The organism is Escherichia sp. MOD1-EC6098 (assembly GCF_002965865.1).
Classification (GTDB): domain Bacteria; phylum Pseudomonadota; class Gammaproteobacteria; order Enterobacterales; family Enterobacteriaceae; genus Escherichia; species Escherichia marmotae.
This window is the reverse complement of record NZ_PTSN01000008.1, coordinates 75,882-87,632: the sequence shown is the minus strand read 5'-3', so window position 1 is coordinate 87,632 and position 11,751 is coordinate 75,882. Positions and strand designations below refer to the sequence as shown.

Annotated in this window: 9 protein-coding genes; 5 read left to right on the top strand and 4 right to left on the bottom strand. The window is 51.5% G+C overall.

The genetic code is table 11. The annotated features are described in order from the left end of the window. The first annotated feature begins 60 nt into the window (after positions 1–60). On the top strand, positions 61–1,485 hold the full coding sequence (lpdA, locus tag C0K55_RS10965; protein ID WP_000102487.1) for a dihydrolipoyl dehydrogenase: 1,425 nt from the start codon (positions 61–63) through the stop codon (positions 1,483–1,485). A gap of 241 nt (positions 1,486–1,726) precedes the next feature. On the opposite strand, the gene C0K55_RS10960 is transcribed toward lpdA, so the two are convergent. Beyond that, the gene (locus tag C0K55_RS10960) at positions 1,727–3,484 is read right to left on the bottom strand and encodes a DUF3300 domain-containing protein (RefSeq protein WP_105266406.1); all 1,758 of its coding nucleotides are present in this window, start codon (positions 3,482–3,484) and stop codon (positions 1,727–1,729) included. Between the two features lie 352 nt (positions 3,485–3,836). Between C0K55_RS10960 and acnB the strand changes: the two genes are divergently transcribed. The 3 genes from acnB to yacL all read left to right on the top strand — a co-directional run bounded on the left by acnB (position 3,837) and on the right by yacL (position 7,853). Continuing rightward, complete coding sequence (gene acnB / locus C0K55_RS10950) at positions 3,837–6,434, top strand: bifunctional aconitate hydratase 2/2-methylisocitrate dehydratase (RefSeq protein WP_001517749.1); 2,598 nt, start codon at positions 3,837–3,839, stop codon at positions 6,432–6,434. 506 nt (positions 6,435–6,940) lie between these two features. After that, positions 6,941–7,273 carry a hypothetical protein gene (locus C0K55_RS10940; protein ID WP_000708862.1) on the top strand — a complete coding sequence of 111 codons (333 nt, stop codon included), beginning with the start codon at positions 6,941–6,943 and terminating at the stop codon, positions 7,271–7,273. A 223-nt stretch (positions 7,274–7,496) separates the two neighbouring features. Continuing rightward, positions 7,497–7,853, top strand: coding sequence for a protein YacL (gene yacL, locus C0K55_RS10935; protein ID WP_105266801.1), 357 nt, complete (start codon positions 7,497–7,499; stop codon positions 7,851–7,853). A gap of 43 nt (positions 7,854–7,896) precedes the next feature. Here yacL and speD read toward each other — a convergent pair whose 3' ends face one another. The 3 genes from speD to C0K55_RS10920 all read right to left on the bottom strand — a co-directional run bounded on the left by speD (position 7,897) and on the right by C0K55_RS10920 (position 10,026). After that, positions 7,897–8,691 carry an adenosylmethionine decarboxylase gene (gene speD, locus C0K55_RS10930; RefSeq protein ID WP_000734282.1) on the bottom strand — a complete coding sequence of 265 codons (795 nt, stop codon included), beginning with the start codon at positions 8,689–8,691 and terminating at the stop codon, positions 7,897–7,899. A 15-nt stretch (positions 8,692–8,706) separates the two neighbouring features. Next, positions 8,707–9,573 carry a polyamine aminopropyltransferase gene (gene speE, locus C0K55_RS10925; RefSeq protein WP_000818362.1) on the bottom strand — a complete coding sequence of 289 codons (867 nt, stop codon included), beginning with the start codon at positions 9,571–9,573 and terminating at the stop codon, positions 8,707–8,709. Between the two features lie 105 nt (positions 9,574–9,678). Then, the gene (locus tag C0K55_RS10920) at positions 9,679–10,026 is read right to left on the bottom strand and encodes a YacC family pilotin-like protein (protein ID WP_000846616.1); all 348 of its coding nucleotides are present in this window, start codon (positions 10,024–10,026) and stop codon (positions 9,679–9,681) included. Positions 10,027–10,191: 165 nt separating this feature from the next. On the opposite strand from C0K55_RS10920, the gene cueO reads away from it, so the two are divergent. After that, on the top strand, positions 10,192–11,742 hold the full coding sequence (gene cueO, locus C0K55_RS10915; RefSeq protein ID WP_105266800.1) for a multicopper oxidase CueO: 1,551 nt from the start codon (positions 10,192–10,194) through the stop codon (positions 11,740–11,742). The last annotated feature ends 9 nt before the right edge of the window (positions 11,743–11,751 follow it).

Below are 11,751 nucleotides of genomic sequence, written 5' to 3'. Positions count from 1 at the left end.
GATAATGGGCGTCATAAAAAAAACGTCAGACCCGCCGGAGATAAATATATAGAGGTCATGATGAGTACTGAAATCAAAACTCAGGTCGTGGTACTTGGGGCAGGCCCCGCAGGTTACTCCGCTGCCTTCCGCTGCGCTGATTTAGGTCTGGAAACCGTAATCGTAGAACGCTACAACACCCTCGGCGGTGTTTGCCTGAACGTCGGCTGTATCCCTTCTAAAGCACTGCTGCACGTAGCAAAAGTTATCGAAGAAGCCAAAGCACTGGCTGAACACGGTATCGTTTTCGGTGAGCCGAAAACCGATATCGACAAGATTCGTACCTGGAAAGAGAAAGTTATCACTCAACTGACCGGCGGTCTGGCTGGTATGGCGAAAGGCCGTAAAGTGAAAGTGGTCAACGGTCTGGGTAAATTCACCGGGGCGAACACCCTGGAAGTTGAAGGTGAGAACGGTAAGACTGTGATCAACTTCGACAATGCGATCATCGCGGCGGGTTCTCGCCCGATCCAACTGCCGTTTATTCCGCATGAAGATCCGCGTATCTGGGACTCCACCGACGCTCTGGAATTGAAAGAAGTGCCAGAACGCCTGCTGGTTATGGGTGGCGGTATCATCGGTCTGGAAATGGGGACGGTATACCACGCGCTGGGTTCACAGATTGACGTGGTTGAAATGTTCGACCAGGTTATCCCGGCAGCAGATAAAGACATCGTTAAAGTCTTCACCAAGCGTATCAGCAAGAAATTCAACCTGATGCTGGAAACCAAAGTCACTGCCGTTGAAGCAAAAGAAGACGGTATCTACGTGACGATGGAAGGCAAAAAAGCACCGGCTGAACCACAGCGTTACGACGCCGTGCTGGTGGCGATTGGTCGTGTGCCGAACGGTAAAAACCTCGACGCAGGCAAAGCAGGCGTGGAAGTGGACGACCGTGGCTTCATCCGCGTTGACAAACAACTGCGTACCAACGTACCACACATCTTTGCTATCGGTGATATCGTCGGTCAGCCGATGCTGGCACACAAAGGTGTTCACGAAGGTCACGTTGCCGCTGAAGTTATCGCCGGTAAAAAACACTACTTCGATCCGAAAGTTATTCCGTCTATTGCCTATACCGAACCAGAAGTTGCATGGGTGGGTTTGACCGAGAAAGAAGCGAAAGAGAAAGGCATCAGCTACGAAACTGCCACCTTCCCGTGGGCTGCTTCTGGTCGTGCGATCGCTTCTGACTGCGCGGACGGTATGACCAAGCTGATTTTCGACAAAGAGTCTCATCGTGTGATCGGTGGTGCGATTGTCGGTACTAACGGCGGCGAGCTGTTGGGTGAAATCGGTCTGGCAATCGAAATGGGTTGCGACGCTGAAGACATCGCGCTGACCATCCACGCGCACCCGACTCTGCACGAGTCTGTGGGCCTGGCGGCAGAAGTGTTCGAAGGTAGCATTACCGACCTGCCGAACCCGAAAGCGAAGAAGAAGTAATTTTTCTTGTGCCGGGGCATCCGGTAAATTAAGAAGCGGCTATTCTGACGCTTCAGATTGTTGGCAAAGTGCTGGTTGTTTACGCCGGATGCGGCGTAAACGCCTTATTCGGCCTACAAAATCATGCAAATTCAATATATTGCAGGTTCCGTGTAGGCCCGATAAGCTTGCGCATCGGGCAATTCGATGTTTGTCATCAGTCTTAAGCGGCTAACAGCGCCGCTTTTTTTATGCCTGCAATTTACCTTTCCAGTCGTCTTGCTCCACGCTCAGACAACCGTTCGCGTACCGCTGACCGTTGTTCGTTATTCAGTCTGGCCGGACGGTTATTGTCGTTTAAACGCTGCGGGTGACTCTCCTGAATTCTCGCGCGTGCGACCTGCCGCTGTTCTGGTGATGCCGATTGAATACGCTGGCGGGCGTTATCACGCTGTTGTTGGTTCTGCGGGCGCTGCTGTACTTTTTCTTTAAATACCTGGCGCTGTTCGGGAGTAGTGGACTGAATATGCTGACGTGCCGCCTCTCTTCGCTGCTGATTCTGCGGGCTGGTTTGCATTTTCTCGCGGACTGCCTGGCGCTGCTCAGGAGAGGCCGATTGATAACGCTGGCGAGCGGTGTCCTTTTGCTGCCGGGTCAGTAGCTGGTGACGGCTGAACTCGCGGAAGTCGTCATAACTCCCATCGTGTTCCGCCTCATTAAACCGCTGTGCCGCAGCCTGACGTTGGGTGTCGCGCGTAGTGACTGGTGCAGCATGTGTTCGTTGCTGAAACTGACTTGCAGCCGCCTGGCGCTGGTTGTCGCGCGACGGTGCGGGTAGTTGTGTGGCGCTCATACCGCTTTTGACATCGGTTTGATGAAATCGCTTAGTCATATCCTGATCATGATAAGGCACACCATCGCGGTAATTCGGATTGTGCCGCCATGCCATATTCTTATCCGTAAGATGCTCACCGGTGATACGGTTGAAATTGTTGACGTCGATGTTGATGTTGTCGCCGTTGTGTTGCCAGCCGTTGCCGTCACGATGACCACCGTCGTGGTGATGATAATCATCGTTGTCGTGGTGATGGTGGTCATGATCGTCGTCATCCCAGTCGATGCTGCTGAATAACGCGTATGTGGTGGCAACGCCCATGCTGTAGCCGAATCCGCGCACGAAGCTGTCAACAAACGGTTCTCCGGCTGGTGGCGGCAGGTAAACCGGCGGATACGCGGTATTGGCCCAGTTCCCGTAAACCACGGTTGGGTTGTAGTTGGGAATATAAACTACATCCGGATTGGCTGGCTCAATGGTTATTACGGTCGGCGCAGGTTCTGCGACGACGGGGCTGGATGTTGAAACGGTATTGTATTGTGTGACAGGAGCCGTGACAGTCTGTTTTAGCGGTACGGCTTGCTTCGTGGTCGTAATAACTTTCTGTTCAGTTGATGACTTCAGTGACCCGGTTTGTTGCGCCAGTTGCCGCAAACGTTGTACCGAGTCCATCACATCCTGCGGCTGCGCCAGAAACGCATCGCCAAGATTTTGTACCCACTGCGGGTTTTCACCCATCAACGCCATCAATTGCGGAAAAGCCACCAGTGATTTGACGCTGGCATCCCACGGCTGACCGGATACTGCCTGAATAGCCGCATCGCCTTGTTTGAGCGGGTTATCGTGCGACCACTGCACGGCCTGGGCGACATTTGCCGGATAGGTCGATGCCATCAGCACTTGCGAAAGCAGTGCATCGGGGTACAGCGCGACAGGTGCGAGCCATTGATCGATTTGCGCAGTACTGAAGGCAGATTTGACGACGGCAGGCGTTACCGGGGGCATGGAAACTGTTGCAGGAAGCGTAACCGCAGCGACGTCAGGCGCAGGCTGTTGTGTTGATTGCGCTACTACGGGGGCTTCCACCGTGCGACTTTTCACATACAACGTACCGGAAGCGGCACATAGCCCGGCGCTGCAAATTAGCGCCAGCACATGGGGTTTAAACGGCAAAGTAATTTTCATAGTCCTGATCTCAAGGAAATCGCAATGGTCGACGAACTGCCACCCGCAGGTGCTGTAGACACGAGTATAAAGAGGCGGTAGTTTAAATTTTGACTAATGTTGGGATTTGTTGAGAAGGGTGATTATCACAATGCGAATTAACAGGTTTTTCGGAGGGAAACAATCTCTAGACTATCCTTAACGATTCAGCCACTTTTTTATGTTGCTTTTTTGTAAACAGATTAACACATCGTCAAAATCCTGCTATTCTGCCCGTTGCGGTACTGGGCATTTACCCTACAAACTGCTGTCTCACAGGAGCGTGAAGAGAATCGCCTGCCGCACTATGACAATGAGAGCGAGGAGAACCGTCGTGCTAGAAGAATACCGTAAGCACGTAGCTGAGCGTGCCGCTGAGGGGATTGCGCCCAAACCCCTGGATGCAAACCAAATGGCCGCGCTCGTAGAGCTGCTGAAAAACCCGCCCGCGGGCGAAGAAGAATTCCTGTTAGATCTGTTAACCAACCGTGTTCCCCCTGGCGTCGATGAAGCAGCCTATGTAAAAGCAGGCTTCCTGGCCGCCGTCGCAAAAGGTGAAGCCAAATCTCCGCTGCTGACTCCGGAAAAAGCCATTGAACTGCTGGGCACCATGCAGGGTGGTTACAACATTCATCCGCTGATCGACGCGCTGGACGATGCCAAACTGGCACCGATCGCTGCTAAAGCACTGTCCCACACGCTGCTGATGTTCGATAACTTCTATGACGTAGAAGAGAAAGCCAAAGCAGGTAACAAATACGCGAAGCAGGTTATGCAGTCCTGGGCGGATGCTGAATGGTTCCTGAATCGCCCGGCACTGGCTGAAAAACTGACCGTTACCGTCTTCAAGGTCACCGGCGAAACCAACACTGATGACCTCTCTCCGGCACCGGATGCGTGGTCACGCCCGGATATCCCGCTGCACGCGCTGGCGATGCTGAAAAACGCCCGCGAAGGGATCGAGCCAGATCAACCCGGTGTTGTTGGCCCGATCAAGCAGATCGAAGCCCTGCAACAGAAAGGTTTCCCGCTGGCTTATGTGGGTGACGTTGTGGGTACGGGGTCTTCGCGTAAATCCGCCACTAACTCTGTACTGTGGTTTATGGGCGACGATATTCCACATGTGCCGAACAAACGCGGCGGCGGTCTGTGTCTCGGCGGCAAAATTGCGCCAATCTTCTTTAACACGATGGAAGATGCCGGTGCACTGCCAATTGAAGTGGACGTTTCCAACCTGAATATGGGCGACGTGATTGACGTTTACCCGTACAAAGGTGAAGTGCGTAACCACGAAACCGGTGAACTGCTGGCGACCTTTGAACTAAAAACCGACGTACTGATTGATGAAGTGCGGGCGGGCGGTCGTATTCCGCTGATTATCGGTCGCGGTCTGACCACCAAAGCGCGTGAAGCGCTCGGTCTGCCGCAGAGCGATGTGTTCCGTCAGGCGAAAGATGTCGCTGAAAGCGATCGTGGCTTCTCGCTGGCACAGAAAATGGTGGGTCGCGCCTGTGGCGTGAAAGGCATTCGTCCGGGCGCTTACTGCGAACCGAAAATGACGTCTGTCGGCTCTCAGGACACTACCGGCCCAATGACCCGTGATGAACTGAAAGACCTGGCGTGCCTGGGCTTCTCGGCTGACCTGGTGATGCAGTCTTTCTGTCATACAGCGGCGTATCCGAAGCCGGTTGACGTTAACACGCACCATACGCTGCCTGACTTCATTATGAACCGTGGCGGTGTGTCGCTGCGCCCAGGTGATGGCGTAATCCACTCCTGGTTGAACCGTATGCTGCTGCCGGATACCGTGGGCACCGGTGGTGACTCCCATACGCGTTTCCCGATCGGTATCTCCTTCCCGGCAGGTTCTGGTCTGGTCGCGTTTGCTGCGGCGACTGGCGTCATGCCGCTGGATATGCCGGAATCCGTTCTGGTGCGCTTTAAAGGCAAAATGCAGCCGGGCATCACCCTGCGCGATCTGGTACACGCGATCCCGCTGTACGCAATCAAGCAAGGTCTGCTGACCGTTGAGAAGAAAGGTAAGAAAAACATCTTCTCTGGTCGCATTCTGGAAATTGAAGGCCTGCCGGATCTGAAAGTTGAGCAGGCATTTGAGTTGACCGATGCTTCCGCTGAACGTTCCGCTGCGGGCTGTACCATCAAGCTGAACAAAGAGCCGATCATCGAATACCTGAACTCCAACATTGTCCTGCTGAAGTGGATGATCGCGGAAGGTTACGGCGATCGTCGTACCCTGGAACGTCGTATTCAGGGCATGGAAAAATGGTTGGCGGATCCTGAGCTGCTGGAAGCCGATGCTGATGCCGAATACGCGGCAGTGATCGACATCGATCTGGCCGATATCAAAGAGCCAATCCTCTGTGCACCGAACGATCCGGATGACGCACGTCCGCTGTCAGCGGTTCAGGGCGAGAAGATCGACGAAGTGTTTATCGGTTCTTGCATGACCAACATCGGTCACTTCCGTGCAGCAGGTAAACTGCTGGATGCGCATAAAGGCCAGTTGCCGACCCGCCTGTGGGTAGCACCGCCAACCCGGATGGACGCCGCGCAACTGACAGAAGAAGGCTACTACAGCGTCTTCGGTAAGAGCGGCGCGCGTATCGAGATCCCGGGCTGTTCACTGTGCATGGGTAACCAGGCGCGTGTGGCGGACGGCGCGACGGTGGTTTCCACCTCTACCCGTAACTTCCCGAACCGTCTGGGTACTGGCGCGAACGTCTTCCTGGCTTCTGCGGAACTGGCAGCCGTTGCAGCGCTTCTTGGCAAACTGCCAACGCCGGAAGAGTACCAGACCTACGTTGCGCAGGTAGATAAAACAGCCGTTGATACTTACCGTTATCTGAACTTCAACCAGCTTTCTCAGTACACCGAAAAAGCGGATGGGGTGATTTTCCAGACTGCGGTTTAAGGTAGTAGCCTGTTGTGAAAAGCCACTTCTTTTGGGAAGTGGCTAAGACTGATGATAAACGCAACATTGCCTGATGCGCTGCGCTTATCAGGCCTACAACGTTTCTGCAATTTATTGAATTTGCACTATTTTGTAGGCCGGATAAGGCGTTTACGCCGCATCCGGCAAGAACAAAGCGCACTTTGTCAGCAATCTGAGCCACTTCTTTTGGGGAGTGGCTTTTTTTTGCCGGAATATCTGACGGGCAACTCAATAACGTTAATTCTCAGAACCCGCACTCTTTTCCTTAATGATAGTGTTTCCCTGCATGTAAGAGAGCGATTATCATAATAATGTCGTTATCATTTTAGTGAATTATATTTTTATGTTTTAAATGAATATGTTCGCTAAAAAATCAATCGATTTCAATTCTGATAGGCGAAATAAGATATTGATAGTGTTTATCTTATTTGGTTTTCTGCTGGTTATTACAGGGTGAAGTTTTTCACTTAATGGAGATAAAGTGAATGAAAAAAGCGTTTATTATAATTATCTTTTTTCTACTATGCGGCAACGCTTTTGCCGCGACAGCAAAATTACAATATTTGTTTGTCGCAAATGGTGGATTAGTGGGTTTTTATGAGGACGGTAATGTCAGGGGATGCGCACAGTGTGAGCCGATGAAAGAAAACCTTTTAACCATGAGCACTGAATCTCCTATATCACACTGGAAGCGAAATGCTGATGTGATAACAACCACCGACGCAGAGGGAAGTAGCGATCTTCAACTTTATGATAATGGCAAGATTACGGATGACTGGTGGATTTTTGATTATAAAACAATTCACCCTCTTTATTAATCTATGTTTTGTGCGCAGAGTAGCACTGGATTGTCTTCTTCCCTGGTAAGAAGATGTCTGTCGAAAATGACAAAAATTCTGGCCATGGTGGCTGGAACGCTTTTTTCACTATTTTTATCTCTAAACCATCGTCGTTCCGCTGTTTTTCTCTGGTAAGGCTGCGATAATTACATCAATGGCGCAATGCGATTTCGGCGCATTGCCGGGAGCAGAGGAACACACTATGGATTACGAATTTCTGCGCGATATTACCGGAGTGGTAAAGGTGCGCATGTCCATGGGGCATGAAGTGGTCGGGCACTGGTTTAATGAAGAGGTGAAAGAAAACCTGGCCTTGCTTGATGAAGTGGAACAAGCCGCGCGCACATTAAAAGGTAGCGAACGTTCCTGGCAGCGGGCAGGGCACGAATACACCCTGTGGATGGATGGCGAGGAGGTGATGATCCGCGCCAATCAACTGGAATTTGCGGGTGACGAAATGGAAGAAGGGATGAACTACTACGACGAAGAAAGCCTGTCGCTGTGCGGCGTTGAGGATTTTCTTCAGGTGGTGGCGGCGTACCGCAATTTCGTACAGTAGAAGTAGGTAAATCTGGCGGAGCCTTTGTGCTCCGCCAGAGCTGTTAAACGGCAGGCATATTACGCCCGTAATAAATTTCGCGCATTTCTTTCCATAGCGCAGCGGTAATCTCTTTGCGCTCGCTGTCGGTTAAATCTTCCGGTTTGGTGTGGAACATGTAGTGCTTAAGGTCGAACTCTTTAAGCAACATCTTGGTATGGAAGATATTTTCCTGATAGACGTTTACATCCACCATGTCATACAGCGCCTTTATATCTTCAGACATAAAGTTCTGAATCGAATTAATCTCATGGTCGATAAAGTGCTTCATACCGTTAATATCGCGGGTAAAACCGCGCACGCGATAATCAATGGTCACGATATCGGATTCAAGCTGGTGGATCAGGTAATTCAACGCCTTCAGCGGGGAAATCACGCCGCAGGTAGAGACTTCTATGTCGGCGCGGAAAGTACATAAACCGCCTTCAGGATGGCTTTCCGGGTAGGTATGTACGCAAATATGACTTTTATCGAGATGCGCAACCACGGCTTCTGGCAGCGGCCCGGGGTGTTCCGTTTTGTCGATAAGTTTCGGGTCGACAGGTTCTTCGCTCACCAGAATAGTGACGCTGGCACCTTGTGGTTCGTAATCCTGGCGGGCGATGTTAAGAATATTGGCCCCGATAATGGAACAAGTTTCTGACAGGATTTCGGTCAGACGGTTGGCATTATAGAGTTCATCGATATAAGCGATATAACCGTCGCGCTCTTCGGCGGTTTTGGCGTAGCAGATATCGTAAATACAAAAACTCAGACTTTTGGTCAGATTATTAAAGCCATGCAGTTTCAGTTTTTTCAATTTCTTATCTTCTCCTTAGGACGCCTGTGAAGCCAGTGCGTCTTGCAGATACTGGGGTAAGGCAAACGCTGCCGTGTGGATTGCCGGGTTGTAATAACGGCATTTCAGGCCAGAGGCGAGAAAACGTGCCTGAATAATTTCGGTAGAGAGATGGCGTAAGGCGTCGTTATCTGTCGCCCATGCAAAGGTCATGATGCCGCCGTAATAGGTCGGGATTGCCGCCTGATAAAAGCCAACATCGCTGAAGTAATGGCTGAGTTTGCGATGGCTGTCGATGGCTTCTTCCTGCTGTAAAAAGCAGACGCCGTTTTGCGCGACAAAAATACCGCCAGGATTCAGGCAGCGTTTGCAGCCTTCATAAAATGCTGAGGTGAACAGGCTTTCGCCGGGACCGATGGGATCGGTGCAGTCGGAGATGATGACATCAAAGGTCTGGCTGGTTTGATTCACGAAATTGACGCCATCGTCGATCACCAGCTTAAAGCGCGGATCGTCGTAGCTACCGGCGTTATGGTTAGGCAGATACTGACGGCAGAAAGACACTACGCCCGCGTCGATTTCCACCATCGTGATTGACTCAACGTTTTTATGTCGGCTTACTTCACGTAACATCGCGCCGTCGCCGCCGCCAATGATTAACACGTGTTTAGCGTGACCGTGAGCCAGCAGCGGAACGTGGGTCATCATCTCATGATAGATAAATTCGTCGCGCTCGGTGGTCTGTACTACGCCATCCAGCGCCATTACGCGACCAAATGCGGCGTTCTCAAAAATGATCAGATCCTGGTGATCGGTCTTTTCATGATACAGAACGTTATCTACAGCAAAGTACTGCCCAAACTGGTCGTGTAGCGTTTCATGCCACAGTTTTTTTTCGGCCATGGGTTGATACCTCCTTTGTTAACACCCGTAAAAAAAGGGCGCAACATAATAGCTAACATTGACCGCGGATGCACGGTCAATGTTTCTACAAAAAGGTATCAGGAATTATTTTACGTAGGCAAGCAGGCTTAAGGAATCGCGGGCCAGGGCTTTACACTTTTTAGCGACGGGAATGCCGATACCGCTCAGATCGCGGTAGCTATCTTCACCGAGGGCTTTCATGTCGAAGTTGTCGTAGTTGCTGAGATCCCACTGGTTTTGCTGGGCAAAAAAGACCAGTGCGCGACGAATCTGCCCGTTAGGCAAGTTCTGGTAACCGCAATCGTTCTTCAGAAAAACAAAAACTGCCGTTAAATCGGCCATATCTTCGGCTTCAGACTCGCTGAGCGCGTAACTGTTTGCGCATACAGCCATCAGGCTGCCGAATAATACTGTTCTGAAAAACGTCTTCATTGCTTCTACCAGGGGCTTAAAGAAGATAAACGTTAGCACACTGCGAGCGAGGCGACGACCATTATTGTGGATTAAGTTGTGTCTGTGGCTTGACCTTCCCGTAAGGGGAAGGACTATGCTCAACGTTTGATTTTGTTTCGCCTGCTTGAGAATAAGGAAATATCTATGCAACGTCGTGATTTCTTAAAATATTCCGTCGCGTTGGGCGTGGCTTCTGCTTTACCACTATGGAGCCGCGCGGTTTTTGCTGCTGAACGCCCAACATTACCGATCCCTGATTTGCTCGCTACCGATGCCCGTAATCGCATTCAGTTGACCATTGGCACAGGCCAGTCCACCTTTGCTGGAAAAACGGCGACCACCTGGGGCTATAACGGCAATTTATTGGGGCCTGCGGTGAAGTTACAGCGTGGAAAAGCCGTGACGGTTGATATCTATAACCAACTGGCGGAAGAGACGACGTTGCACTGGCACGGTCTGGAAGTGCCGGGGGGAGTGGACGGCGGCCCGCAGGGAATTATTCCGCCTGGCGGTAAACGCACAGTGACGCTGAATGTCGATCAGCCTGCCGCTACCTGCTGGTTCCACCCGCATCAACATGGCAAAACCGGGCGTCAGGTGGCGATGGGGCTGGCTGGGCTGGTGGTGATTGAGGACGATGAGATCCTGAAATTAATGCTGCCAAAACAGTGGGGGATCGATGATGTCCCGGTGATTGTTCAGGATAAAAAATTTAACGCCGACGGGCAGATTGATTATCAACTCGATGTGATGACCGCCGCCGTGGGCTGGTTTGGCGATACGTTGCTGACCAACGGCGCTATTTACCCGCAACATGCCGCGCCGCGTGGCTGGTTGCGGCTGCGTTTGCTCAATGGCTGTAACGCCCGCTCGCTCAATTTTGCCACCAGTGATAATCGCCCACTGTATGTGATCGCCAGCGATGGTGGCCTGTTGCCTGAACCGGTAAAGGTGAGTGAACTTCCGGTGCTGATGGGCGAGCGTTTTGAAGTGCTGGTGGAGGTTAACGACAACAAACCGTTTGATCTGGTGACACTGCCTGTCAGCCAGATGGGAATGGCGATTGCACCGTTTGACAAGCCGCACCCGGTAATGCGTATTCAGCCGATTGCCATTAGTGCCTCTGGTGCTTTGCCGGATACCTTGAGTAGCCTGCCAGCGTTACCTTCGCTGGACGGATTAACGATACGCAAACTGCAACTCTCTATGGATCCGATGCTCGATATGATGGGGATGCAGATGTTAATGGAGAAATATGGCGATCAGGCAATGAGCGGAATGAACCACAGACAGATGATGGGCCACATGGGCCACGGCAATATGAATCATATGAACCACGGCGGGAAGTTCGATTTCCACCATGCTAATAAAATCAACGGTCAGGCCTTCGATATGAACAAGCCGATGTTTGCGGCGGCGAAAGGGAAGTTCGAACGTTGGGTTATCTCTGGCGTTGGCGACATGATGTTGCATCCGTTCCATATTCACGGCACCCAGTTCCGTATCTTGTCGGAAAATGGCCAACCACCAGCGGTGCATCGCGCGGGCTGGAAAGATACTGTGAAGGTGGAAGGTAATGTCAGTGAGGTGCTGGTGAAGTTTAATCACGATGCACCGAAAGAACATGCTTATATGGCGCACTGCCATCTGCTGGAGCATGAAGATACGGGGATGATGTTAGGGTTTACGGTGTAAAAACAGCGT

Bases quoted from the DNA above. Each gene is read 5' to 3' on its own strand.
- lpdA (WP_000102487.1), top strand. From the start codon at position 61: ATGAGTACTGAAATCAAAACTCAGGTCGTGGTACTTGGGGCAGGCCCC.
- C0K55_RS10960 (WP_105266406.1), bottom strand. From the start codon at position 3,484: ATGAAAATTACTTTGCCGTTTAAACCCCATGTGCTGGCGCTAATTTGC.
- C0K55_RS10940 (WP_000708862.1), top strand. From the start codon at position 6,941: ATGAAAAAAGCGTTTATTATAATTATCTTTTTTCTACTATGCGGCAAC.
- yacL (WP_105266801.1), top strand. From the start codon at position 7,497: ATGGATTACGAATTTCTGCGCGATATTACCGGAGTGGTAAAGGTGCGC.
- speE (WP_000818362.1), bottom strand. From the start codon at position 9,573: ATGGCCGAAAAAAAACTGTGGCATGAAACGCTACACGACCAGTTTGGG.
- C0K55_RS10920 (WP_000846616.1), bottom strand. From the start codon at position 10,026: ATGAAGACGTTTTTCAGAACAGTATTATTCGGCAGCCTGATGGCTGTA.
- cueO (WP_105266800.1), top strand. From the start codon at position 10,192: ATGCAACGTCGTGATTTCTTAAAATATTCCGTCGCGTTGGGCGTGGCT.